General features: G+C 66.1%; 29 protein-coding genes and 1 pseudogene. 19 read left to right on the plus strand and 11 right to left on the minus strand.

Annotation, left to right across the window (positions count from 1 at the left end; genetic code table 11):
• The gene (locus tag B8W69_RS09730) at nucleotides 1-1,287 is read right to left on the minus strand and encodes a competence/damage-inducible protein A (RefSeq protein ID WP_500684398.1); all 1,287 of its coding nucleotides are present in this window, start codon (nucleotides 1,285-1,287) and stop codon (nucleotides 1-3) included.
• Nucleotides 1,288-1,341: 54 nt separating this feature from the next.
• On the opposite strand from B8W69_RS09730, the gene B8W69_RS09735 reads away from it, so the two are divergent.
• Complete coding sequence (locus tag B8W69_RS09735) at nucleotides 1,342-1,836, plus strand: macro domain-containing protein (RefSeq protein ID WP_085289619.1); 495 nt, start codon at nucleotides 1,342-1,344, stop codon at nucleotides 1,834-1,836.
• Here B8W69_RS09735 and B8W69_RS09740 read toward each other — a convergent pair.
• Nucleotides 1,815-2,138, minus strand: coding sequence for an MTH1187 family thiamine-binding protein (locus tag B8W69_RS09740; protein WP_085289620.1), 324 nt, complete (start codon nucleotides 2,136-2,138; stop codon nucleotides 1,815-1,817). The two genes, B8W69_RS09735 and B8W69_RS09740, sit on opposite strands and share 22 nt — an antisense overlap.
• Nucleotides 2,139-2,189: 51 nt before the next feature.
• Here B8W69_RS09740 and dtd point away from each other — a divergent pair, with 51 nt between their 5' ends.
• From dtd to B8W69_RS09755, 3 genes are all read left to right on the plus strand, one after another.
• Entirely contained in the window at nucleotides 2,190-2,621 is a 432-nt protein-coding gene (gene dtd, locus B8W69_RS09745; RefSeq protein WP_085289621.1) for a D-aminoacyl-tRNA deacylase, read from the plus strand.
• A 66-nt stretch (nucleotides 2,622-2,687) separates the two neighbouring features.
• The gene (locus B8W69_RS09750) at nucleotides 2,688-3,599 is read left to right on the plus strand and encodes a class I SAM-dependent methyltransferase (RefSeq protein ID WP_085289622.1); all 912 of its coding nucleotides are present in this window, start codon (nucleotides 2,688-2,690) and stop codon (nucleotides 3,597-3,599) included.
• Between the two features lie 13 nt (nucleotides 3,600-3,612).
• Complete coding sequence (locus B8W69_RS09755) at nucleotides 3,613-4,410, plus strand: HAD-IB family hydrolase (RefSeq protein ID WP_085289623.1); 798 nt, start codon at nucleotides 3,613-3,615, stop codon at nucleotides 4,408-4,410.
• Here B8W69_RS09755 and B8W69_RS09760 read toward each other — a convergent pair.
• Nucleotides 4,407-5,432: an alcohol dehydrogenase catalytic domain-containing protein gene (locus B8W69_RS09760; RefSeq protein WP_085289624.1), complete on the minus strand. Its 1,026-nt coding sequence runs from the start codon at nucleotides 5,430-5,432 to the stop codon at nucleotides 4,407-4,409. The two genes, B8W69_RS09755 and B8W69_RS09760, sit on opposite strands and share 4 nt — an antisense overlap.
• A gap of 28 nt (nucleotides 5,433-5,460) precedes the next feature.
• The gene (locus B8W69_RS09765; RefSeq protein ID WP_085289625.1) at nucleotides 5,461-7,392 is read right to left on the minus strand and encodes a flavin-containing monooxygenase; all 1,932 of its coding nucleotides are present in this window, start codon (nucleotides 7,390-7,392) and stop codon (nucleotides 5,461-5,463) included.
• A gap of 164 nt (nucleotides 7,393-7,556) precedes the next feature.
• Here B8W69_RS09765 and B8W69_RS31315 point away from each other — a divergent pair.
• Nucleotides 7,557-7,707, plus strand: a pseudogene (locus B8W69_RS31315) (SAM-dependent methyltransferase); the annotation flags it as partial.
• Nucleotides 7,687-7,947, plus strand: a complete 261-nt coding sequence (locus tag B8W69_RS09770; RefSeq protein ID WP_245843190.1) for a hypothetical protein — start codon at nucleotides 7,687-7,689, stop codon at nucleotides 7,945-7,947. The pseudogene B8W69_RS31315 and the gene B8W69_RS09770, both read left to right, overlap by 21 nt.
• Nucleotides 7,948-8,016: 69 nt before the next feature.
• Here the strand turns inward: B8W69_RS09770 and B8W69_RS09775 are convergent, their stop codons facing one another.
• The gene (locus B8W69_RS09775; RefSeq protein ID WP_220084549.1) at nucleotides 8,017-8,235 is read right to left on the minus strand and encodes a hypothetical protein; all 219 of its coding nucleotides are present in this window, start codon (nucleotides 8,233-8,235) and stop codon (nucleotides 8,017-8,019) included.
• A 324-nt stretch (nucleotides 8,236-8,559) separates the two neighbouring features.
• On the opposite strand from B8W69_RS09775, the gene B8W69_RS09780 reads away from it, so the two are divergent.
• Nucleotides 8,560-9,024, plus strand: coding sequence for a hypothetical protein (locus B8W69_RS09780; protein ID WP_085289627.1), 465 nt, complete (start codon nucleotides 8,560-8,562; stop codon nucleotides 9,022-9,024).
• Nucleotides 9,025-9,136: 112 nt separating this feature from the next.
• Nucleotides 9,137-10,267, plus strand: a complete 1,131-nt coding sequence (locus B8W69_RS09785; RefSeq protein WP_085289628.1) for a nitronate monooxygenase — start codon at nucleotides 9,137-9,139, stop codon at nucleotides 10,265-10,267.
• A 16-nt stretch (nucleotides 10,268-10,283) separates the two neighbouring features.
• On the opposite strand, the gene B8W69_RS09790 is transcribed toward B8W69_RS09785, so the two are convergent.
• The 3 genes from B8W69_RS09790 to B8W69_RS09800 are packed head-to-tail and all read right to left on the minus strand — an operon-like array spanning nucleotide 10,284 to nucleotide 11,286.
• On the minus strand, nucleotides 10,284-10,505 hold the full coding sequence (locus B8W69_RS09790; protein WP_085289629.1) for an Rv1893 family protein: 222 nt from the start codon (nucleotides 10,503-10,505) through the stop codon (nucleotides 10,284-10,286).
• 49 nt (nucleotides 10,506-10,554) lie between these two features.
• Nucleotides 10,555-10,875 carry a hypothetical protein gene (locus B8W69_RS09795; protein WP_085289630.1) on the minus strand — a complete coding sequence of 107 codons (321 nt, stop codon included), beginning with the start codon at nucleotides 10,873-10,875 and terminating at the stop codon, nucleotides 10,555-10,557.
• A gap of 12 nt (nucleotides 10,876-10,887) precedes the next feature.
• The gene (locus tag B8W69_RS09800; protein ID WP_065028655.1) at nucleotides 10,888-11,286 is read right to left on the minus strand and encodes a hypothetical protein; all 399 of its coding nucleotides are present in this window, start codon (nucleotides 11,284-11,286) and stop codon (nucleotides 10,888-10,890) included.
• A 247-nt stretch (nucleotides 11,287-11,533) separates the two neighbouring features.
• Between B8W69_RS09800 and B8W69_RS09805 the strand changes: the two genes are divergently transcribed.
• The 3 genes from B8W69_RS09805 to B8W69_RS09815 are packed head-to-tail and all read left to right on the plus strand — an operon-like array spanning nucleotide 11,534 to nucleotide 14,443.
• Nucleotides 11,534-12,844: a cytochrome P450 gene (locus B8W69_RS09805; protein ID WP_085289631.1), complete on the plus strand. Its 1,311-nt coding sequence runs from the start codon at nucleotides 11,534-11,536 to the stop codon at nucleotides 12,842-12,844.
• A 12-nt stretch (nucleotides 12,845-12,856) separates the two neighbouring features.
• On the plus strand, nucleotides 12,857-13,870 hold the full coding sequence (locus B8W69_RS09810) for an alcohol dehydrogenase (protein ID WP_085289632.1): 1,014 nt from the start codon (nucleotides 12,857-12,859) through the stop codon (nucleotides 13,868-13,870).
• Nucleotides 13,871-13,882: 12 nt separating this feature from the next.
• A complete protein-coding gene (locus tag B8W69_RS09815; RefSeq protein WP_085289633.1) occupies nucleotides 13,883-14,443 on the plus strand; it encodes a YceI family protein in 561 nt (186 codons plus the stop codon).
• Between the two features lie 29 nt (nucleotides 14,444-14,472).
• Here the strand turns inward: B8W69_RS09815 and B8W69_RS09820 are convergent, their stop codons facing one another.
• Nucleotides 14,473-15,600 (minus strand): DUF7159 family protein, encoded by a 1,128-nt coding sequence (locus tag B8W69_RS09820; RefSeq protein ID WP_085289634.1) that lies wholly within the window; start codon nucleotides 15,598-15,600, stop codon nucleotides 14,473-14,475.
• 685 nt (nucleotides 15,601-16,285) lie between these two features.
• On the opposite strand from B8W69_RS09820, the gene ag85B reads away from it, so the two are divergent.
• The 8 genes from ag85B to B8W69_RS09860 all read left to right on the plus strand — a co-directional run bounded on the left by ag85B (nucleotide 16,286) and on the right by B8W69_RS09860 (nucleotide 22,268).
• Nucleotides 16,286-17,278, plus strand: coding sequence for a diacylglycerol acyltransferase/mycolyltransferase Ag85B (gene ag85B / locus B8W69_RS09825; RefSeq protein ID WP_085289635.1), 993 nt, complete (start codon nucleotides 16,286-16,288; stop codon nucleotides 17,276-17,278).
• A gap of 172 nt (nucleotides 17,279-17,450) precedes the next feature.
• On the plus strand, nucleotides 17,451-18,035 hold the full coding sequence (locus B8W69_RS09830) for a chorismate mutase (RefSeq protein ID WP_085289636.1): 585 nt from the start codon (nucleotides 17,451-17,453) through the stop codon (nucleotides 18,033-18,035).
• A gap of 105 nt (nucleotides 18,036-18,140) precedes the next feature.
• Nucleotides 18,141-18,578: a resuscitation-promoting factor RpfC gene (gene rpfC / locus B8W69_RS09835; protein WP_085289637.1), complete on the plus strand. Its 438-nt coding sequence runs from the start codon at nucleotides 18,141-18,143 to the stop codon at nucleotides 18,576-18,578.
• Nucleotides 18,579-18,631: 53 nt separating this feature from the next.
• Nucleotides 18,632-19,087 carry an SRPBCC family protein gene (locus B8W69_RS09840; protein WP_085289638.1) on the plus strand — a complete coding sequence of 152 codons (456 nt, stop codon included), beginning with the start codon at nucleotides 18,632-18,634 and terminating at the stop codon, nucleotides 19,085-19,087.
• Nucleotides 19,088-19,092: 5 nt separating this feature from the next.
• Nucleotides 19,093-19,926 (plus strand): SDR family oxidoreductase, encoded by an 834-nt coding sequence (locus B8W69_RS09845; protein WP_085289639.1) that lies wholly within the window; start codon nucleotides 19,093-19,095, stop codon nucleotides 19,924-19,926.
• A 12-nt stretch (nucleotides 19,927-19,938) separates the two neighbouring features.
• A complete protein-coding gene (locus B8W69_RS09850) occupies nucleotides 19,939-20,361 on the plus strand; it encodes a lipoprotein LpqH (protein ID WP_085289640.1) in 423 nt (140 codons plus the stop codon).
• Between the two features lie 55 nt (nucleotides 20,362-20,416).
• Nucleotides 20,417-21,739 carry a cytochrome P450 gene (locus B8W69_RS09855; protein ID WP_085289641.1) on the plus strand — a complete coding sequence of 441 codons (1,323 nt, stop codon included), beginning with the start codon at nucleotides 20,417-20,419 and terminating at the stop codon, nucleotides 21,737-21,739.
• 85 nt (nucleotides 21,740-21,824) lie between these two features.
• Nucleotides 21,825-22,268 (plus strand): nuclear transport factor 2 family protein, encoded by a 444-nt coding sequence (locus B8W69_RS09860; RefSeq protein WP_085289730.1) that lies wholly within the window; start codon nucleotides 21,825-21,827, stop codon nucleotides 22,266-22,268.
• Nucleotides 22,269-22,316: 48 nt separating this feature from the next.
• Here the strand turns inward: B8W69_RS09860 and B8W69_RS09865 are convergent, their stop codons facing one another.
• Nucleotides 22,317-22,751, minus strand: coding sequence for an SRPBCC family protein (locus tag B8W69_RS09865; RefSeq protein ID WP_085289642.1), 435 nt, complete (start codon nucleotides 22,749-22,751; stop codon nucleotides 22,317-22,319).
• Complete coding sequence (locus B8W69_RS09870) at nucleotides 22,751-23,584, minus strand: lysophospholipid acyltransferase family protein (protein ID WP_085289643.1); 834 nt, start codon at nucleotides 23,582-23,584, stop codon at nucleotides 22,751-22,753. Before B8W69_RS09870 ends, B8W69_RS09865 begins: the two co-directional genes overlap by 1 nt.
• Nucleotides 23,585-23,610: the final 26 nt, after the last annotated feature.

Genomic DNA, 23,610 nt, shown 5'->3' on the forward strand with positions numbered 1-23,610 from the left:
CTATTCGCTGTTGTCCAGCAGGCGCCGCAGCAGGTGCATGGCCACCGTGGTCGAGCGCTCCCGGACATCCGAGCGGCTGCCGGGAAGCCGCAGCGTGCGGGTGTCGTTGCGGCCGTTGGCCGCTACGCTGAAACAGACCGTGCCCACCGGCTTTTCTTCCGTTCCCCCGCCCGGGCCGGCGATCCCGGTGATCGCGACCGCGGTGTCGGCCCCGAAGCGCTGCAGCGCGCCGGCCGCCATCGCCTCGGCCACCGGCTCGGACACCGCCCCATGCGCTTCGATCAGCGCCGGGTCGACGCCGAGCAACTCCGCCTTCGCTTCGTTCGAGTAGGACACCACACCGCCCGCCACATAATCCGACGAGCCGGGCCGGTCGGTCAGGCGCGCCGCCAGCAGTCCCGCGGTGCAGGACTCCGCCGTCGCGATCCGGTGCCCGGCCAGGAGTTGCGCGACCAGATCGTCGACGCGGGAGCCGTCCTCGGAGTAGAGCTGATGTCCGTGCCTCTCCCGCAGTAGCTTGACCAGCTGTGTGTAGGCGTCGGCGGCGTCCGGCTCATAGCGGGTGACCATTTCGATCTCCCCGCGCCGCAGGCACGTGGTGATCTCGAGTTGCCCGAAGCCGGGGACGACCTGCTCGGCGTCGCGCAGTGTTTCGGCCAGCCCCGACTCGGGCAGCCCGAACATGCGCAGCATCTCCTGCCGGTAGACGGTTCGGCCGGCGATCGCGTCCTGCGCCGCGGGCGTCTCGATGGCGGTGTGCCACATGGGCTGCAGCTCGCGCGGCGGACCGGGCAGCACGATCACCGTCGGCCTGCCGGGCACGACGACGCCGGGTGCGGTGCCGACCGGGTCGAGCACCTGCGCCCCCGCGGGCACCATTGCCTGCTTGCGGTTGGCGGCGCGCAGCGACTCGAAAGTGCCGGGATCCAAGGCGGATTGGAACGCGGGGTTGCGCGCCATCAGCTTCTTGAGGATGTTGGCGATCTTCTCTTCGACCTCCGCGTTCAGCACCAGGTCCCGTTCGCAGAAGCGGGCCACCACCTCGACCGTCATATCGTCGGCCGTCGGTCCCAGGCCGCCGCTGGTGACGATCAGATCCACGCCCTGGTCGGCGAGGAATCGGAGCTGCGCCTCGATGTCGGCCGGCCGGTCGCCGCAGATGGTGATGTGCGCCAGCTCGACGCCTAATTCCAGGAGGCGATCGGCGATCCAGGGGCCGTTCGCATCTTGGACGCGTCCGGTGAGAACCTCGGTTCCGGTGACAACGATTCCTGCGCGTGCGCTCACCGCCCTGAGCCTACGCATGGGAGCGAGGACCTTCATTGCGAGGACAATGAGCCCATGATCGAGTTAGAGGTTCTTCAGGCCGACGTCACCGAGCTCGAACTCGACGCGATCACCAACGCGGCCAATACGCAGCTGCGGCATGGTGGCGGTGTCGCCGCGGCCATCTCGCGCGCGGGCGGACCCACCGTGCAGCGCGAATCGACGCAGAAGGCGCCGATCGGGCTCGGCGAAGCGATCGAGACCACGGGCGGCGACATGCCGGCGCGCTACGTCATCCATGCGGCGACGATGGAGCTCGGCGGTCCGACGTCGGCCGAGATCATCGCCGCCGCCACGGCCGCGACACTGCGCAAGGCCGACGAGCTCGGTTGCCGCTCGCTCGGGCTGGTGGCCTTCGGCACCGGTGTGGGCGGCTTCCCACTGGACGAGGCGGCGCGGCTGATGGTCGACGCCGTGCGGCAGCACCAACCGGGTTCGCTGCGCAAGGTGGTGTTCGCCGTACACGGCGAGGCGGCCGAACGGGCGTTTCAGTCCGCGGTGCGCGGCTGACCCTCGGAGAGGTAGCGCTCGACGGTGGCGACCTTCTGCGTCATCGCGTCGCTGGTTCCGGCACGCCAATCCGCCTTGATCACCGTGCTGACCCTGGGCGCACGGGCGGCCACGGCCTCGACCGCGCGCTGCACCACGGCCATGACTTCGGCCCAGCTTTCGCCTTCGATGACGGTGAACATCGAATCCGTTTTGTTGGGCAACCCGGATTCGCGAACCACGCGAACCGCTTCGGCGACGATCTCGCCGACACCTTCGCCCACTCCCATCGGGGTGACGGAAAACGCGACGAGCACAGACACCCCACGAGCGTACCCAACCTGTGAAAGGCCGGTCTGGCACCATCGAGGCCCATGCGGGTGTTGGTGCAACGAGTCTCCTCGGCAACGGTCTCGGTGGAGGGTGCGGTGGTTGGGGCCATCAGCCCGGATGGCCAGGGCCTGCTGGCATTCGTGGGCGTCACCCACAGCGACGACCGTGACACGGCGCGACGGCTCGCCGAGAAGCTATGGCAGTTGCGGATTCTCGCCGACGAGCGCTCCGCGGCCGATGTCCAGGCTCCCATCTTGGTCGTCAGCCAGTTCACGCTCTACGCCGACACCGCCAAGGGCCGCCGCCCGTCATGGAACGCGGCCGCTCCAGGAGCGGTCGCCGAGCCGCTGGTCGCCGAATTCGCCGAGGCGCTGCGGCAACTCGGTGCCGAGGTGGAGACCGGGGTGTTCGGTGCGAACATGCAGGTCGAACTCGTGAATGACGGTCCGGTAACGGTGATTTTGGAGCTCTGAAGCCGCTTCGGCAGGTACTGTTGAAACGTCGGCTTTTCGCGGCCGGCGCCGACGGGAGGGGCAAGCATGAGCACGACACCCGAATTCGGGTCGCTCCGTTCCGACGATGACAACTGGGACATCGTCAGCGGCGTCGGGTATACCGCGCTGCTGGTGGCGGGCTGGCGTGCGCTGCACGCCGTGAGCCCGCGGCCCTTGGTGCGCGACGAATATGCGAAAGTTTTCATCGCCGCGTCACAGGACCCGTATTTGGCGGGCGTGCTTGCCAACCCGGGTAGCTCCGATGATGAGTTGGCCTTCCCGCGTCTATACGGCGTGCAGACCCGTTTCTTCGACGACTTCTTCGATGCGGCCGGCGCGGCGGGCATCCGGCAGGCGGTGATCGTCGCCGCCGGGCTGGATTCGCGGGCGTATCGGCTCGAATGGCCGCAAGGCACAAGGGTCTTCGAAGTCGACCTGCCGAAGGTGCTCGAATTCAAGGGCCGGGTCCTCGGCGATCAGGGCGCCACCCCGAAGGCCCGCCGGATCGAGGTCGCCGCCGATCTGCGCACCGACTGGTCGCGGCCGCTGGAAGCGGCCGGGTTTGACGTGGAGAGTCCGAGCGCGTGGTCGGTGGAGGGGCTGCTGCCTTACCTGACCGACGAGGCGCAACACGCGCTGTTCACCCGGATCAGCGGGCTGAGCGCGCCGGGCAGCCGGGTCGCCATCGGTGCGCTGGGATCGCGCCTGGACCACGACCAGCTCAACGCTCTGGAGGCCAACCACCCGGGCGTCAATGTGTCCGGCAGTGTGGATTTTTCGGCGCTGACCTACGAACCCCAGTCGGACCCGGCGGAGTGGCTCACGGCCCACGGCTGGAACGTCGAGCCCGTCCGCAACACGCTCGATCTGCAAGCCGGGTACGGCATGACCCCGCCGGATGTCGACGTGAAGATCGACAGTTTCATGCGGTCGCAATACATCACGGCGACCAGGTGAGGACGCGGTCGCCATGGCTACGTCCACGAAGGTCACCAGGCTCTCCCCCGCCGACGCCATCGCGGAGATCCGTGCCGGCGCACCCGGACCCGCAATCGGCGCCTTCTTCGATCTAGACGGCACGCTGGTAGATGGCTTCACCGCGGCCGTGCACGTTGGAGATCGCATCAGGCGTCGGCAAGCCGGGATCGGTGAGGTGCTTGGGGTGTTCGACGCGGCGCTGCGGTATCGATTCGGGCGCTTGGAGTTTGAGCGGCTCATCGTGCGGGCGGCGGGCTATCTGCGCGGCGAATCTATCGGCGATCTCGACGAATTGGGTGAGCGGCTGTTTGTCGAGCGGGTTGCCTCACGGCTCTACGCCCACATGCATGACATCGTGCAAGCCCACCAGCAGCGCGGACACACGGTCGTGATGAGTTCCTCGGCGCTGTCCATTCAGGCCCTGCCCGTGGCCCGCTTTCTCGGCATCACCAACGTCCAGTGCAACCGATTCGAACTCGACGAGCACGGACGCCTGACCGGAGGCATCGTCAAGCCCATCGTGTGGGGTGCGACGAAGGCCGATGCCGTGCGGCAGTTCTGCGCCGCCAACGATGTTGCCGTGCAACGCAGTTACTTCTACGCCGACGGTGACGAGGACGCGCCGTCGATGTCGCTCGTAGGGTATCCGCGCCCGGTGAATCCGCGTTCGGGGCTGGCGGCCGCCGCAGCGGTGCACGGATGGCCGGTGATGTGGCTGGTGTCGGATCGCCGCCGGCCGATGCGGACGCTGCGTCATCTGGCGAATCATGTTCGCCGCGAAAGGGACTAGGGCCTCAGCAGGATCTTGACGTCGTCGCCCGATCGCGACTCCGCGGTCGCGTAGCCCTTGGCCGCTTCGTCCAACGGCATTGTGGTGGTGAAGATGCCGTCGACATCGAGGCGGCCCGACTGCAGCAGCGGGATCAGCTCCGGCCAGGTGCGTTGCACCGGTGCGGTGGTGAATCGGATCGTCGTGCTGCGGATCAGGCAGCCCAGGGCGTTGAGCGGGAATGGATTCATGTCGTGCACACCGACGACCGAGACCGTGCCGCCGGGCCGCACGGCATTGATCGCGTCGGTCAGGGACGCGTCCGTGGCGACGGCGTCGATCACCGCGTCGGCGCCGCGGCCACCGGTGGCGGCCATGATCGCCTCGAGCGCCGGCACTTTGAGCGGCGTCGCGCCCCACCGGGCGGCGCGCTCCAGTCGGCCATCGACCCGGTCCACCGCGAAAACCGTTGCCGCGCCCTGAAAGAGCGCACTCCGCAGCGAGCACAGCCCCACCGCGCCCAGGCCGATGACCACCACCGTGCCGCCGAACGGAATATCGGCCCGCTGCGCCGCGGCCCAGCCGGTAGCCAGGTTGTCGGTGAGCAGCAGTGCCTGCTCGATGCTGATGCCCTCGGGCATCTTCAGCAGCTGGAAATCGGCGGCGGGCACCGCGAGCAGGTCGGCCTGCGCACCGCCGAGCACACCGCCACCGAAGATCTGGAAGCCGGAGTGGCACATCACCGGATCGTGGGTGGCGCATCCCGCGCACGCGCCGCAGCCGGTGACCGACGACACCAGGACCTGATCGCCGACCTTGACGTTGCGCACGTCCGGCCCGGCGTCCACCACGGTGCCGATGGCCTCGTGGCCGAGCGCGATCGGGTCGGGCATCGGGAAGTCGGCCTCGTAGAAGTGCAGGTCGGATCCGCAGATGCCGGCAGCGGTCACCTGGACGATCGCCCCGTCAGGCCCAGGGAGGGTTGGATCGGGCCGGGTGTCCACCCGGATGCTGCGGGGCCCGTCGACGACTACGGTGCGCATGGTGAGGTGCTCACTTTCCTTGTCGCGCTCAATCTTTCGTTCGCACTGAAAATTGTGACCAGTCGGGCTCGCGCACCGCCGACCAGTATTCGTTGAGCCGCCACGGGCTCACGGTGTGGATCTCGCCGTCGGCGTTCTTGAAGTACGAATGCTTGACCGCCGGATGCGACCACACCATCTTCTTGATCTGGTTCTGCGTCCGCCGGTGCCAATCGGTGGCGGCCTCGGGCTTGGGTTCGATGGAGTGCACGTCGGTCTCGGCCAGTCGCGCCAGGCACTGGTCGACGTAGCGCATCTGCAGTTCGGACTGAAAGATCAGGCTGCCGCCGTGGGCCAGGTGAGTTCCGGGGCCGTAGACGATGAAGAAGTTCGGGAATTGCGGGACGGTGATCCCGAGGTAGGCATAGGGGCGGCTCCCCCACATCTCACGCAGGTCGATGCCGTTTCGGCCGGTGACCCTCAGCGGCCACAGCACATCGGTGTGCCGGAACCCGGTGGCGTACACGATGACATCGACTTCGTGCGTCACGCCGTCATCGGTGACGATGCCGTGCGGCGTGATCTTGGCGATGCCGGTGCGCACGAGTTCGACGTTGTCGCGCTGCAGCGTTCGCAGCCAGCTGCCGTTGTCCTGCAGGGTCCGTTTGCCACAAGCAGGATAGTCGGGCATCACCTTGGCCAGCAACTCCGAATCCTCGCTGACCTGGCTGGTGATCCATTGCGAGAACATCATGTGCGCGGCGGCGTTGAGGTCGCTGACGGCGTGATCCTGGTCGGCATAGCCCGGGTCGCCTTCGGCGGCGTCCAGGCCCTTGTCCGATCCGGGCCACAGCACCAGGAAGCGGTACCACCGGCCGTAGAACGGAAGGTGGCGCATCGCCCAGCGCACTCCGTCGCCAACCTCGTCGTGATACATCGGGTTGGGAAACATCCACTGCGCGGTCCGCTGGAACACGGTGAGGTGCTCGACGTCTTCGGCGATGGCGGGCGCGATCTGGAAGCCGCTGGCGCCGGCGCCGACGAGCGCGACCCGCTTGCCCGTCAGGTTCACCGAGTGATCCCAGGCCGCCGAGTGAAAGGACGGTCCCTGGAACGTGTCCGCTCCATCGAAGGCCGGAATGTTGGGACGGTTCAGCTGGCCCACCGCGGTGATGAGCGCACGTGCCTGCACGGTGGTCGTCTCGCCGTCGGCCGAGCGCAGCGACACGCTCCACGTGCCGTCGTCGTCGTTCCACTCGGCCGCGACGACCTCGGTCCGCCACCGCACGTGCGCACCCAGGTCATGGTTGTCGATGACCTTGGTGAAATAGTCCTGCAGCTCGTATTGCTCGGCGAAGAAATGCGCCCACTCGTTGTTGGGTTCGAAGCTGTAGCAATAGAAATGATTGGCCACATCCACCCGGGCGCCGGGATAACTGTTCTCCCACCATGTTCCGCCGGGGCCGGCGTTCTTCTCCACGATGGTGAACGGGATGTTGGCCTGCTTGAGGCGCACACCGGCCAGGATGCCGGATTCGCCGCACCCGACGACCAGGACGGGAAGCTCGGCGGCGCGCCCGGCCGGCAACGCGGCGGGACGCCGGGGGTCGACGCCGTCGAGATCGAGCTCCTCGGCAACCAGCGATAGGTAGTCATCCGAAACGTGCTCGCACGCCGCCCAATCCATCATCTCCCTGATGAGGTCCGGGCTCAGCGGCTGCGGCTCGGGGCAACCGCGATCCCGGTACTCGGTGATCACTGTCAGGGCTTCGGCGCGGGCGCGCGCCTTGTCCTCCTCCGACATGAACCCCTGAACCTCGTTGAGGAAGATGCCCACCTGCTTGAAGTCGCGGATGAACCTGGGGTTGCCGGTGATGTGGACGAGCGAGAGCAACAGCGTGGGGACGCTGACATCCTCTAGCGCCGCGGCGATCTCGGACGTGGATGTGGTGAAGGGATCGCCCGCGTAGCGGCTGCGCATCAAGCCGATCCTCCCGATGGTTTGGAAGCCAATTACGCTACGCATAGTTTCGTAATTGGCAGCACTACGCTACCCGGTCGCTCGGCACGGGATCAAGGGATCCGGCGCCTGGGCCTCATCTCCATGAGACGCTGTGTCTGATCGGCCAGCGAGAGGGCTGCAGGATGGCGCGCACCGAGAACCACACCTGGGACCTGGCGACCAGCGTGGGCGCCACCGCCACCATGGTGGCCTCGGCAAGGGCCCGGGCCACCCGGGACGGCCTGATCGACGATCGGTTCGCCGAGCCCTGGTGTGCGCGCCGTCGGTATCGAGCTGGCGAATCTGGGCATCCCCGGCGAACGCAATGACGTGGCCACCTATCTGGAAGACCGGGGCTGGCAGGTGGTCCGCACGGCGCTGAATCGGATGCTGGCCGACAACGGATTCCCGTTGCAGCCCACCGAGGGCCCCGACGGCGAAGAGGCGCCGTTCGCCGAGAACTACTACTGCACCGCCGTCCCGCACAAGAAGGCCGACACCCATGCCAAACAGCAGGCGCGCCAGGCCATTTGACGGATACGGGTGCTCGAATCGACTATCCGGGCGGTGGCGGCATCGAGGATCCGAGCGCTTTTCCCGGCGTCAATAGTCGAGTCCGTATCCGCCGCGCAAGTCCTTGTGCGCGGCCTCCGGGGTGCGGTCGCATAGGCCCACGAATGCGTCGAGATCGAGATCCGATTGCTTGCCCAACTCGTCCAGCCAGACGGTCTCCACCTTCCTCAGCTCGGACCACTTGAGTTCGCCCTCGTAGTACACGGTCACGTCCTCACGTGGGGCGGGGCAGGCCATGGTCTGTGCCAATTGCCGCTTGCACGAATCCAATTGGCTTAGTGAGTAGCCATGCTCGCGGAACTGACGATGTTCTTGGCGTCGATGCGCTTCGTCCAGATCGAGACGGTTGCGCTCAGATCACGGATGGAAGCGGTACGACGGCGTTGACCACCAGCGTCATCCAGTTCATTCGTCGACCCTAGGCTCACGCTCGTCGGTACCGCACGAGAATCGCCGCGAGCGGCCCCGGGCTTCCAGCGCCCCGACGCCTCTTGCGCTGCCGAGAACAATGGGTCCAAGTGGCGACCGCGCTGCGGCGCGGTGCCCGGGATGGATCAGAGGTGGGTGAGAGCCATGGCCTCGTTGCTCATGGCCTGCGGCGGGTTCCTGTTCGCCGTCATATGGATGGACTTGATTTTCGACGTCCAAGTTCTCCGCTACCGGAAGACCTCGACCGAACTGCCCGAGCCGGTGCTCGCGTCCATCGCGGCGTACTACCACCGCGCGACCACCACGTCGCGGCCGATGAACCGCTTGATCGCGCTCGTCATGCTCACGTTGCTGGGAACGCTCGTGCTGCAGGCCGCGCGCGGACACGACCCAGGCTGGCTGCTGGTGACCTCGGCCCCGATTGCCGGCATCCCGATAATGCTGGCATTGACGCACACCGTCCCCGATGCGGTACAACTCGGGCGTCGCACGGACAGCCCATCCGAGCAGACGCGCCTGGCACGCTCGATCTGCCGAGACCATCTGCTGTCCGCCGCCTGCATGCTCGCGTTTCTCATCCTGTGGGGGGCGACCAGCATTGCGATCTGACTTGCACGACGAGTCGTAGTAATGAGGCGCAGGTCAGGACCCGCTGGCCACGTCAGTGAGCCACGTATTAAACTAGAACACGTTCCAATTCGGCGAGCTCCCAGGAGTTGTAATGCACACCCCTATCTGCGACGAACTCGGGATCGAGTTCCCGATTTTCGCCTTCACCCACTGCCGCGACGTCGTTGTGGCGGTCAGCAAGGCTGGGGGGTTCGGCGTGCTCGGAGCGGTCGGCTTCACGCCCGAGCAGCTGGAGATCGAGCTGAAGTGGATCGACGAGAACATCGGCGACCACCCGTACGGGGTCGACATCGTCATCCCGAACAAGTACGAGGGCATGGACTCCCACCTGTCGGCGGAGGAGCTGGCCGAGACGCTGCGCAAGATGGTGCCGCAGGAGCACCTGGACTTCGGCAAGAAGCTCCTCGCCGACCACGGCGTGCCGGTCGAGGACAGCGACGGCGACACCCTGCAGCTCCTCGGCTGGACCGAGGCCACCGCCACGCCTCAGGTCGAGGTGGCGCTCAAGCACCCGAAGGTGAAGATGATCGCCAACGCGCTGGGCACCCCGCCGGCCGAGATGATCAAGCACATCCACGACGCCGGGCTCAAGGTCGCGGCGCTGTGCGGCTCCCCCTCCCAGGCCCGCAAGCACGCCGACGCCGGCGTCGACATCATCATCGCCCAGGGCGGTGAGGCCGGTGGGCACTGCGGCGAGGTGGGCTCGATTGTGCTGTGGCCGCAGGTCGTCAAGGAGGTGGCCCCGGTTCCGGTGCTGGCCGCGGGCGGCATCGGCAGCGGTGAGCAGATCGCGGCCGCGCTGGCGCTCGGCGCGCAGGGCGCGTGGACCGGATCGCAGTGGCTGATGGTCGAGGAATCCTCGAACACCCCGGTCCAGCAGGAGGCCTACGTCAAGGCAGGCAGCCGCGACACCGTCCGCAGCCGCTCGTTCACCGGCAAGCCGGCCCGCATGCTACGCAACGACTGGACCGAGGCATGGGAGGCGCCGGACAACCCGAAGCCGCTCGGAATGCCGTTGCAGTACATGGTGTCCGGCATGGCCGTCCGCGCCACCAACAGGTACCCCAACGAATCCGTCGACGTGGCATTCAACCCCGTCGGACAGGTGGTCGGACAGTTCACCAAGGTGGAGAAGACCTCAACGGTAATCGGGCGCTGGGTGCAGGAGTATCTGGAAGCCACCAACCGGCTCGACGAACTCAACGACGCCGCCTCCGTATAACGCGGAGGCGGCGCGCCTAGACGTCGTCGACGTCGTCGCGGCCGGTGAACACTTCCTTCGTCCGGTCGAGCGCGTACGTGCCGATGTCGATCGAATTCTGAACGATGCCGCTGGCGCCACCGGCGAGGTCGCCGCGGATGATGTCGCCGGCGTGTTCGACGATGTCGGAGGCTTTCTCGACGGCGTTGGTCGCGATGTCCCTCGCCGCGTCGACTGCATCTTTGGGATTGAAGGCCATCTCGAGTCTCCTTTTGTTTGCAGGGCGGTCGCTTCGACTCTAGACGGGGTCACGCACCATTTCTCGTCGGTGTCGCGGCCTGGTAGTGCACCAACGAACGCCAGTAGTCCTCGGGAATTTCGGCGCCGGAGCGCATTATTCGCGCCAGTCCGATGGCCATCGCGATGCCCAGCAGTCCCAGCCCCAGCCCGGCCAGTGCGATGACGCCCCACAGCACGGCGGTGACCGTGGGCCACGGCGACAGCACCGCGAGCATCGGCGCGAAGAAGAACCCCGTGCCGATGTACCACGCCGACCCGGCGCGATCGGAGGCCAGCACGAAACGCAGCCAGCGAGGAATTGGAATTTGGTCCTGCGGGCGTTCGCGCATCGTCGTTATCCGCTATCCGCTTGGCGGGAAGAACCCTGCGCCGGTGAACCACCCGGGCTGCCACCCCTGAGCTCCCAGGCACAACATGGGAAGTCCGTCCGGAGTCTGCGCCGCGGCCTGCGAGCCCGGGCATTTAGCGCCGGTCTGCTGGACCCCGTACAGCGGGTACGACGCCACCCAATATCCGGTGGTGGCCGCCGGGAACTGGTTGGGCGGCGGGAAGTGGCAGGCCTCGGCCTGGCCGCTGGGCCCGCGCCCGAAGATGAAGCGTTCGTAGTTGTCGCACGGAGCGCCCAACGAAGCCTGATAGTTCATCCCCGGTACGTCGCCGTCATATCCGGCGGCCGCGCACGGTGCCAAGCCGATCGTGATGCCCGCTATCGAAGCGGCGCTGAGCAGTTCCCGAATCATGTCCTACCCCGCCTGTCGTCGCCGGTGACCTGCACCAAAGCATATCGGTCGGACCGCCGGCCACAAGACTGTTCCGGCGTACGGCCGCGATCGCCGGCTTTGACCCGCTCCTGGGTGAAAAACCGCCGGTGGAGAACACGTTCCAATTCGCACCCAGGGATCTTGCGTCAATGCTTCCCAACCAAGGTGCGGCAGTGGTTTCCTTGCACAAGGACGACTAGACCACTTCGTCATCGAGGAGCGGGCAATGCCAACCGTCGAGCCAACCGTCGAGCCAACTGCCAAGCCGGTCCCCAATCTGCCTCCCGGCTTCGACTTCACCGACCCGGACATCCACGCCGAGCGACTTCCGGTGGAAGAACTTGCCGAGCTGCGCCGGACCGCACCGATCTGGTGGAACGAACAGCCGGACGGGGTGGGCGGATTCGACGACGGCGGCTTCTGGGTGGTGTCCAAGCACAAGGATGTCAAAGAGATTTCGCGGCGCAGCGACGTCTTCTCCAGCCTCGAGAACACCGCTCTGCCCCGATACAAAGAGGGCACGGTGCGCGAGCAGCGCGAGACGGGCAAGTTCGTGTTGCTCAACATGGACGCCCCGCAGCACACCCACCTCCGCAAAATCATTTCCCGCGGATTCACCCCCCGCGCCGTCGAGCTCCTGCGCGATGACCTGAACGAGCGCGCCCGGCGCATCGTCGCGGCCGCGGCGGCCGAGGGTTCCGGCGACTTCGTCGAGCAGGTGTCGTGCGAGCTCCCGCTGCAGGCGATCGCCGGGCTGATGGGGGTGCCGCAAGAGGACCGCATGAAGCTGTTCCACTGGTCGAACGAAATGGTGGGCGATCAGGATCCTGAGTTCGCCCGCAACGACGCGATGGGCGCCTCGATCGAACTGATCACCTACGCCATGCAGATGGCCGCCGACCGTAAGCAGAACCCCGGAGACGACATCGTCACCAAGCTGATCGAGGCCGACGTCGACGGGCACAAGCTCTCCGACGACGAGTTCGGCTTCTTCGTGATCCTACTGGCCGTCGCGGGTAACGAGACCACCCGCAACTCGATCACCCAGGGCATGATGGCCTTCACCGACTTCCCGGATCAGTGGGAGCTGTACAAGCGCGAGCGCCCCGTCACCACCGCCGACGAGATCGTGCGCTGGGCGACGCCGGTCACCTCATTCCAGCGGACCGCTCTGGAGGACTACGAGCTGTCCGGTGTGCAGATCAAGAAGGGCCAGCGGGTCGTAATGGTCTATCGCTCAGCCAATTTCGACGAGGACGTGTTCGATGACCCATTCACCTTCAACATTCTGCGGGATCCCAACCCGCACGTGGGTTTCGGTGGCACCGGCGCGCACTACTGTCTGGGGGCCAACCTGGCGCGGATGACCATCGACCTGATGTTCAATGCGATCGCCGACGCCATGCCCGATCTGGAATCGGCGGGCAAGCCCGAGCGACTCCGGTCGGGCTGGCTCAACGGAATCAAGCACTGGCAGGTCGACTATCACACCAACGGTGCCGAGAAATGCCCTGTCGCGCATCACGCGCAGGGGTGACAAGCTAGGGACATGCCCACTCATCGAGCCGTCCATGTCCCTTCCGCAGGTGCAGCTTTGGAGCTGGTCGACGCCGAAACCAAACCACCGGGTCGCGACGAGGTACGGCTGACGGTCGCTGCGTGCGGCATCTGCGGCACCGACGCGCACTTCGTCAACGGCGGATTCCCCGGCATGTCCTGGCCGCTGACTCCCGGGCATGAAATCGCCGGCAAGATCGCCGAGATCGGCGATGGCGTACAGGATTTCGCGATCGGTGATCGCGTCGCGGTCGGCTGGTTCGGCGGTTGTTGCCAGCGCTGCAACCAATGCCGTAAGGGCCTGTTCATTCACTGCGAGAACGGCAAGGTGCCGAGTTGGCAGTATCCCGGTGGATACGCGGAGTCGGTGACCGTGCCGGTGAGCGCGCTGGCCCGTATCCCGGACGAGCTCTCCGACGCCGAGGCCGCCCCGATGGGTTGTGCGGGCGTGACAACGTACAACGCCTTGCGGCACACCAAGGCGCTCCCCGGCGATCGGGTGGCGATTCTCGGTGTCGGCGGACTGGGCCACCTCGGCGTGCAGTTCGCCCGGGCGATGGGCTTCGAAACCATCGCGATCAACCGCGGTACCGGCAAGGCCGACGATGCCCGGAAGCTGGGCGCCCATCACTACATCGACTCCACCGCCAACGATCCCGCCGAGGCGCTGAAGGATCTTGGCGGCGCGACCGTTGTCCTGGCCACCGCCGGCAATTCACAAGCCATGGCCGCCACGGTCGGCGGCATACTCCCCCAAGGTGAACTGGTCACCATCGGGGTCACGCCCGAGCCGCTGCCGATCAGCCCGGTGCAACTGATAACGCCGGGCGTCAGCATCGTCGGCCATCCCTCCGGTACGGCGAAGGACGTCGAAGACACGATGCATTTCGCGGTCTTGTCCGGCGTGCGGGCGTGGATCGAGGAACTTCCGCTGTCCCAGGCCAAGGAGGGCTATGCGGCCCTGGAAGAGGGTCGGGCGCACTACCGGACCGTCTTGACCATGTGACACAGTCGGTTCGTGACTTCCGACGAAAACTCGGTCTGGACGATCGGTCCGGCTGACGGTGAATTGTTGTTGCACACCGGTGTTGCCGGTAGGGCGGCACGGATGGGGCATCGTCTCACCATCGCGATGACGCGCTGGCGCGCCACCGTACGCTGGGCCGACTTTCGACCCGACAGCGCGGAGCTTGTGGTCGAGACCGATTCGTTCGAGGTGCTGCGCGGCGACGGCGGAGTCAAAGGGCTGTCCGGGACCGAGAAGGCATTGGTGCGGTCGAACGCGCTGAAGTCATTGTCCGCCAGTCGATTCCCCGAAATCCGATACACCACGGACGTCATCGAGGAGGCCGACGACGGGTACCGTCTGACCGGCACGCTCGAGATACGGGGAAAGTCGCGAGACCACGTGATCGAGGTGCACACAGAAGATCTCGGGGAGTCATGGCGGATGTCGGTCGAATCCACCATCCGCCAGTCCGACTACGGCATCAAGCCCTACTCGCTGCTGATGGGGTCGGTCCAAGTCGCAGACGAGGTGTCGTTGACTTTCTCCGCGGTTCGCGCCCAGGACAATTGAGCATCGGCGGCGCAGCGTCGGAATAAAGGTCAGGGCTGCGGGTCGGTCGCTGAGCGCGGGGATGAATCAGCCGCCGGTTCGCCGGTGTCGCCGGGAATGTGCTCCAGTACCCGCGTCAGGTACGGCTGTCGGTCGCCGCCGGCGCCCGGCTGCTCTTCCGGAGCGCTCGGCTCCGAAACCGGTTCCCCGGCAGGCGGCTTGGCCTGCGGAGCCGTTGGCTTGGTCGGCGGGGCCGCCGGAAGCGGTGCGACGGCCGTGACCGCCTCGGCGATCTGCGTTGTCGGCGGGTGGCTAGCGTGCTTCGGCGCGGGCGCCGCGCTGGCGGGACCGACGTGAATCCCCACCGCGAGTGACACCGAGCCGACGAAGGTGATGGCGCCGGCCGCCAGCGCGGTGACGGCCCCGGAGTAGGACAATTGCCGCTTCTGGGTGGGTGCCGGAACGGGTTCGCTGACGTCCTCCACCAACTGCTCGTCGGTGAACTCGGTGCTGCGGGCCGCGGACAGTGCGGCGCCGCGCGCGATGGTCACCTGGGCCATCGACTGTACGAAAACCGGCACCGGCAAAGTCTTTTCGAGTTGCCAGGAGAGCCCGTCGATGTCGTCGTGGGCACCGACGACCACAACGCCGCCCGGCTGCCATCCGTTGCGCTCGAACATGCCGGTGAGCCAGCGGGTCAGGCCGTCGAAGCCGCCGCGCACGTGCTTGGTCGCGGTCTGGGTCTCCCCATCATGGGTGTCGACCATGACGACGGTGGTCGCGTCGTGGTCGAGAATGCAGACCGCCGTCTGCTCGTAGCCGATGACGGGCGCGATGGCCTGAGCCAACGTCTCGAACGCGTCCAGGAACCGGATCGGCACGACGTTGTCGAATCCGGCATCGGTCAACGCCTCCAGCACCAGCGCGGCCTGTGCGGATGCTTCGTCGTTCCAGGTCACTCCGATGACACGCAGGCGGTGGTCGCTTGCCGCCGCTGCCGTGTCGACCCGCAATACCTCGTCTACCACTTGCTCTGCGGTACCGACGGCGTGAACGCCGTGGCCAGCGCGTAGCGCCAGCTCCTGGTGATCCAGGATGGTGCCATCCGCGCCGTGTCCTTCAGCGAGGACCCAACCAACGGTGGTCGGCGTCACTGACAGGCCAAGAACCGTGTCCAAATCTATGCCCCAATCGGTCCCGCGTCCGACGCCCTCAGCCGCACCGACGCGCACCATGAAGCCGCAGGTGCGGTGATTCGTGAGAGCCGGAACAGACACGGGATAGCGTGGTCTTCATCGGCTTGCTTCGAGAGAGCCTACGCGGTCGGCGCAAGTCCGGCTGCCCCGGTCAGCCCTCGCCTGGGAATCGCCAGATGACAGGGCCGCGCCGGGAACCGCGAGCGCGGCTGGCCACGTGCCACGGATATCGGCGGTGGCTGTTCGCCGGCAAAAACCCCATCTTTTTATCGGCCGAGAAAATATTTATCGGTGTCGCGGTACGGCGGAGACACCTTCAAACGGTCAAAAATGCGACGCGCACTGTCCGGTGGCGATCCGCGCCGAAGTCCGGCGTGCCCTTCATTTCGGGTGCTTTCCATAACGTGGCGTATCGCGGGGGTGCTCGGCGCTCTCCGCGCCTGAAGGGGCGGTGCTACCTGGGCATTTTCTGACCCGACGGGTTGGACCGTCATCGAGCGGGTACGCGTCGCCTGTCGTTGCCCGGGTGTGCCGGGTGGCGAAATTATGAGGTGAAATGCGATGCCGAAACGAGACGCGTTCGCGTCCCAATCGACATTTCGCGGACTCACGCGGTAAATTCCTGATGAGACCACGATCACACTGACCACATCGACAAGGGGCAGGTATGACAGATCTGAGCGAGAAGGTCCGGGCCTGGGGGCGCCGGCTTTTGGTCGGCACAGCGGCGGCAGCCACGCTGCCGGGCCTGATCGGTCTTGCCGGCGGCGCCCCGACAGCGAACGCGTTCTCCCGTCCGGGTCTGCCCGTCGAGTACCTGCAGGTGCCGTCCGCGGGCATGGGCCGCAACATCAAGGTCCAGTTCCAGAGCGGCGGCAACGGTTCTCCCGCGGTGTATCTGCTGGACGGCCTGCGGGCCCAAGACGACTACAACGGCTGGGACATCAACACACCGGCGTTCGAGTGGTACTACAAGTCGGGCCTATCGATCGTCATGCCGGTCGGCGGCCAGTCCAGCTTCTACACCGACTGGTACGGTCCGGCGTGCGGTAAGGCCGGCTGCTCGACTTACAAGTGGGAAACCTTCCTGACCAGCGAACTGCCCGGGTATCTGGCCTCCAACAAGAGCGTAAAGTCCAACGGCAGCGCCGCGGTCGGTATCTCGATGTCCGGCTCCTCGGCGCTGATCTTGGCCGTGTACCACCCGGGGCAGTTCATCTACGCCGGCTCGCTGTCGGCCCTGATGGACCCCTCCCAGGGGATGGGGCCCTCTCTGATCGGTCTGGCGATGGGCGACGCCGGCGGCTACAAGCCCGACGCCATGTGGGGGCCGCCGAGCGACCCGGCCTGGGCGCGCAACGACCCGACCCTTCAGGTTGGGACGCTGGCCGCGAACAACACCCGCCTCTGGATCTACTGCGGTAACGGGACGCCGTCTGAGTTGGGTGGGGCGAACATGCCCGCCGAGTTCCTGGAGAACTTCGTACGGAGCAGCAACCTGAAGTTCCGGGATGCCTACAACGCGGCCGGTGGCCACAACGCCGTGTTCAACTTCGACGCCAACGGGACGCACAGCTGGGAGTACTGGGGAGCCCAGCTCAACGCCATGAAGCCCGACCTGCAAGGCGCCCTCGGCGCCACCCAGGGCGGCGGCGGATAACCCTTCGCCCGGCTCGTTCACTACTGCGCCTGACAACTTGGTCAGGCGCAGTAGTGGTTAAGGGGCCGACAGCCCGGCGGTTTCGTCGTCCGGCGACAAATGATCACTGTGACGGCATCACGTCGGAGCTTCTCGGCCGACGCCGGGCCACCGACACGCCAGAATCATCGTCATGCACCGCAGCGTTCGCCCGCCCCGCCTGGCTGCGGCCGCGCGCTGTGCTGCCGTGATCGGCGGCCTGGCGATGCTTGTGGCGCCGGTACGGGCCGACTCGGCGAGCCCGCTGACCCCCTTGGTCGACGCCGCCGCGCAACGGCTGCAGGTTGCCGAGCCCGTCGCCGCCTACAAATGGAACCAGCACGGCGCCATCGAAGACCCGGCCCGCGTCCAGCAGGAGCTGGCCAGGCTGGGCGACGAGGCCGACGCCGGACACGTCGACCGCGACTACGTCACGCGGGTTTTCAGGGACCAGATCGGCGCCACCGAGGCCATCGAATACGGCCGGTTCGCGGACTGGAAGCTGAACCCGGCAAGCGCTCCGGCCGACTCGCCGGACCTATCGGCGTCGCGGTCAGCAATCGACGCCCTCAACCGGACGATGCTGACCCAGATTGTGGCCAACTGGAGCCTGCTGCACTCGCCGGAATGTGCCGCGAAACGCGACGCCGCACGAAGCGGCGTCATCCGGGATCGTCAGCTCGACAGCCTGTACCAAAAGGCCCTGTCATCAGCGACGCAGTCGTATTGCCAGCAATAATTTAATTTTTCCTCACCGATTTCTAACGGTCCGATTTGGCCTGCCGATAAGGCGGTTTCCGCAGATAGATGACATATCTCGCGCCATTTTCAAATAGGTAACGCTTTGGCCACACGCGCCGAAATCCTGGACATGAAAGTTCTCTGCAAGCTTCTCGTCAAGTCCGTAGCGGTCGGCGGGTTCGTTGCAGCGTCGATGGCTTCGTCCACGGGTGTGGTGAGCGCGGAAACCGCTCCCAACTGGGACGCGATCGCTCAATGCGAATCCGGTGGCAACTGGCACGCCAACACCGGGAACGGCGAATACGGTGGGCTGCAATTCAAACCGAGCACCTGGGCCCGCTACGGCGGCGTCGGTAACCCCGCTGCCGCATCCAGGGAGCAGCAAATCGCCGTGGCCAACCGGGTTTTCGCCGAAGAGGGCGTGGAGGCCTGGCCAAAGTGCGGCGCGCAGTCCGGCCTGCCAATCGGTTGGTACTCGCACCCGGCCCAGGGCATCAAGCAGATCATCAACGGGCTGATCCAGGCGGCCGTCCCGCACTGATGAAACGCCCCTGCGGCCTATGTCCCAGCGCCTAGCTATGTTTGGATCAGCCCATGGAAGGTTCGGCGACTGTTCATATGGCGGCGCCTGCGGCCAAGATCTGGAATCTCATCGCAGACGTCCGCAACACCGGAAAGTTCTCCCCGGAAGTTTTTGAAGCCGAGTGGCTGGGCGGCGCGACTGGCCCGGCCCTCGGCGCGAAATTCCGCGGCCACGTCAAGCGCAACGAGATGGGCCCGGTGTATTGGACGACGTGCAAGGTCACCGCGTGCGAACCGGGTCGCGAATTCGGCTTCACGGTGCTGCTCGGTGACAGGCCGGTCAACAACTGGCACTACCGCCTGGCGCCCAGCGGCGGCGGGACCGACGTCACCGAGTCGTTTCGGCTCAACCCGGCGCCGTGGCTCGGGGTGTACTGGTTGTTCGGCGGCTTTCTGCGCAAGCGCCGCAACATCCGTGACATGACCAAGACGCTGAACCGCATCAAAGACGTGGCCGAGGCGGACTGACGCTCGTGAAATCGGTCTTCATCACCGGCGCGGGCAGCGGCATGGGCCGCGCGGGGGCAAAGCTGTTCCACGCCAAGGGTTGGCGGGTGGGCGCGGTCGACCGCAACGAGGCCGGCCTTGCGACCCTGAGCGATGAACTCGGTGACGATCGGCTGTGGACCCGCGCCGTCGATGTGACGGACAAGGCGGCCCTCGACGGCGCCCTGGCCGATTTCTGCGCCGGCAACACCGGTGGCGGCCTGGACATGATGTGGAACAACGCCGGCATCGGCGAATCCGGCTGGTTCGAGGACGTGCCCTATGACGCCGCGATGCGCGTCGTCGACGTGAACTTCAAGGCGGTCCTGACCGGTGCCTACGCCTCGCTGCCGTACCTCAAGAAAACCCCCGGCAGCCTGATGTTCTCGACGTCGTCGTCGTCGGGCACCTATGGCATGCCTCGCCTGGCGGTCTACTCGTCCACCAAGCACGCGGTCAAAGGTCTGACGGAGGCCCTGAGCGTGGAATGGCAGCGACACGGGGTGCGCGTCGCCGATGTACTACCCGGTCTGATCGACACCGCCATCCTCACGACGACGGCCAACCACTCCGACGACCGGACCGCGCCCATGACGGCCGAGCAACTGCGGGCCACGGCGCCGAAGAAGGGCATGCTTCGATTGATGCCGGCAAGCAGCGTGGCCGAGACGGCGTGGCAGGCCTACCACAATCAAAAGCGGTTGCATTGGTATGTGCCGAAGAGCATTCGCCTGATTGACTTTTTCAAGGGTTTGAGCCCGGAATTCGTGCGCCGCAGCATCGTCAAGTCCCTACCCAAGCTGGTGCCGAAGCAACAATAAGGAGGTCGGCTGGTGCAAAATCGGTTGCTCATAGTGGCTTTGGTCCTGGCCGCGGTCGTCGTCAGCGTCGCCGGGTGCAGCGCCGCCCAGACGACACCTCGCCGGGCCGCCCGCCTGACCATCGACGGCGCGACTCACACGACGCGTCCCCCCGCGTGCCGGCAGGATCAGATGTATCGGACCATCAACATCGGCGACCACGATGGCGGGGTTGAAGCGGTGGTGTTGCTCAGCGGTTACCGGGTGATGCCGCAGTGGGTGAAGATCCGCAATGTCGACGGCTTCACCGGCAGTTTCTGGCAAGGCGGGGTGGGAGACGCGCATGTCGACCTCACCAACGACGCATACACCATCACGGGCAGCGCGTACGGCATCAACAGCAGCAACCCCAATAAAGTGGTGACCACCGACTTCAAAATCGTCGCTGAGTGCTGACTCTCGAGGTGGTCGGGGCCTAGGCTCGAAACGACACCGGACCAGGGAGGGGCCAGTGAAGGAACGATTGCACTGGTTCGCGATGCATGGCTTCATCCGGGGAGCCGCTGCGCTCGGAGCCCGGCGCGGTGAGGTCCAGGCCCGGCTGATCGCCGATCCGGCGGTCGCCGCCGACCCGATCCCCTACTACGACGAGGTCCGCGCCCGGGGCAAGCTGGTGAAGGGCCGCGTCGCCTATCTGACGGCGGATCACGCGCTCGCCCATGAGCTGCTGCGGTCCGATGATTTCCGGGTGCTGATCTTCGGATCGAACCTGCCGGCGCCACTGCGATGGCTGGAGCGCCGTACCCGCGATGACCTCCTGCATCCACTACGGGCACCGTCGTTACTGGCGGTCGAGCCGCCCGACCACACCCGCTACCGCAAGACCGTATCGGCGGTGTTTACCCCCAGAGCGGTTGCCGCGCTGCGAGATCGGGTGGAGCAGACGGCCGCCGAACTGCTTGACCGGCTGGCCGGCGAGGTGGGTGTCGTGGACATCGTCCGGCGGTACTGCGCGCAACTTCCGGTTTCGATCATCAGTGAGATCCTCGGCGTGCCGGAGACCGAGCGGCGGCGTGTGCTGGAATTCGGGCAACTGGCCGCCCCGAGTCTCGACATCGGATTGCCGTGGCGACAGTACCGCAGCGTGCAGGAAGGCATTGCCGGCTTCAGCTCCTGGCTCGACGAGCACCTGCAGCAGTTGCGCTTGGAACCCAGCGACAATTTGATGAGTCAGCTGATCCAGACCGCCGAAAGCGGCTCTGCGGAAACGTATCTCAACGAGAAAGAGTTGCAGGCGATCGCCGGTCTGGTGTTGGCCGCCGGTTTCGAGACCACCGTGAATCTGCTCGGCAACGGGATCCGAATGCTGATGGACGCGCCCCAGCACCTCGACACCCTGCGACGGCGCCCCGAGCTGTGGCCCAACGCGGTCGAAGAGATCCTGCGGCTGGAGTCGCCGGTGCAACTCACCGCACGGTTGGCGCTCAACGATGTCGAGATAGCCGGCCGGCAGTTAGAGCGCGGCGATTTGGTGCTGGTGTATCTGGCCGCCGCCAATCGGGATCCCGCCGTGTTCCCCGACCCGCATCGCTTCGACATCGAAAGGGAGAATGCCGGAAGGCATCTCGCCTTCTCCGGTGGCCGGCACTTCTGCCTCGGCGCCGCCCTCGCGCGTGCCGAGGGCGAAGTCGGACTGCGCACGTTTTTCGACCGCTTCCCCGGGGTGCGCGCGGCGGGTGCCGGATGCAGGCGCGAAACCCGCGTCCTGCGGGGCTGGTCGTCGTTGCCGGTGAACCTGGGGCCGGCCCGGTCGATGGCCGCGGTGGACTGCTAGCGGTCCACGCCGCGTGAACCCCCGGCCAACTCATTGACACCTGGGCGGCAACAGGGTTCTATTTGCCGTTATGACAGAGGTTTCTATGATCGCGGTCGAGGATGTCGTACGAGGGCTGTGGCAGGCCCTGTCGCGGCGCGACTGGGAAGCGATCAAGACGTTCCTGTCCGACGACTGCCTCTATGTCGACATGCCCGTCCCCGCTTTGGCGGCCCGTGGTCCGGAGGACATTGTCAAACGCCTCAAGATGGGGCTCGAGCAGTTGGCCGGCTACGAGAACCACACCGGGGTGCTGGTGTCCAACGGCTCCGACGTGCTCTACGAGCACTCCGAGACGTGGACATTCGCCACTGGCGAACAGGGTGTGCTGCGATTCGTGACGGTCCACAAAGTCGTCGACGGCAAAGTGACTGTCTGGAAAGACTATTGGGACTTCAACAGCCTGGTTGCCTTCGCTCCCCCGAACCACTTCGAGGGCTTGGCAAATGGTGATGTGAGTTGGGTGTTCGACGCGTCAGCGCTGGTTTGACGGTCCGTTCTCAAGGCAGACCTGCGGCGGTGGAATGCGTCATTCAGGCTACGACTCGGCCATCTTCCGGAGGCGTTTCAACGTGTCCGAGAGTGTGCGTCCCACCTGACGCACCGCGATCCGGTCGGCGATGTACCCGAGAATTCCCCCGGGCGCCTGATACGACAGCCGGAACGTTACCTTTGTGCAGCCATCGCCTGTGTCGCGCAACCGCATCCGCCCGCGCAGCGTCACCCCGGTGATACCCACGAACGCCAGGTCGCGGCCGTCGTCGAACTCGACCACCTCGATCAACCCGCCAACGGGTACCGAACCGATCTTCCAGTGGACGGTGTAGCGCGCACCGACACCGGCGGAGATCTCGTTCGACGACTCCCACCGCTCCAGGTTTGTCATGAACGACGGATAGCAGTCCGGGTCGCCGACGATCTTCCACACGTCGGCACGGTCGGCGTTGATGACGCAACGGCGTTCGACGCGCATCAGCCGATCACCGGGAATCGACGTTCTGCGGCCAGCCGGTCGACACCACCCTGGAGGCTGGCCATCACCTTGTCATGCACCGCCTGGTCATCGCCGTCGACCTCGATCGGGTCTTGAACCTCGATCACGATCTTGGTGGGCAATGGGATGTGGCCCGCCAGATCGCTGATATTGAGGCCCCAGGGCAGCGCCAGCGAGATCGGGATGCTCTTGAGCCGCAGCAACTTGTCCGCCATCAGCAGCTTGGCCAGCCACTGCCCCCTGTTCAGGAACAGCGCGCTCTCCTGCCCGCCGACGCTGGCGACGGGGACGATCGGCACCCCGGCCTCGCGGGCCAGCTTTACGTAGCCCATGCGCCCGCCGAAGTCGACCTTGTGGCGTTCCCACGAGGGCCGGAATACCTCGTAGTCGCCGCCGGGATAGACCAGCAGGGCCGCTCCGGATTCTAGTGCGAGACGAGCGTTTTCGGGGTTGGCGGCGACGGTGCCGAACTTGCGTAGCGAGCCGAGCGGCGGTGCGGAGACGACGAGGTCGTGCGCCAATTGGTAGAAGGGCCGCTCGACGCCGAAGTAGGAGCAGAAGGCGAGCGTGAAGACAAAGGTGTCGGGAGGCACGTTGCCGCCGCTGTGGTTGCCGACCAGCAGCACCGGGCCCTCGGGCGGAATCCGGTCGAGGCCCCGCACGTCCGCCCTGAAGTACAGCGACGCCAGCAGCCAGGTGCCCGGCAGCTGGTCCCGGATGTAGTCCGGATCCCGCTGGTCGAGGTCGGCTTTGGGCACCCACGACACCACCTTGTCGCGGGCCCAACCCAAGACGCCCTTCGCGGTCGCCATAATCGGCGGTATACCCCGGCGTCACC

This window comes from Mycolicibacterium vulneris (assembly GCF_002104765.1).
Classification (GTDB): Bacteria; Actinomycetota; Actinomycetes; order Mycobacteriales; family Mycobacteriaceae; genus Mycobacterium; species Mycobacterium vulneris.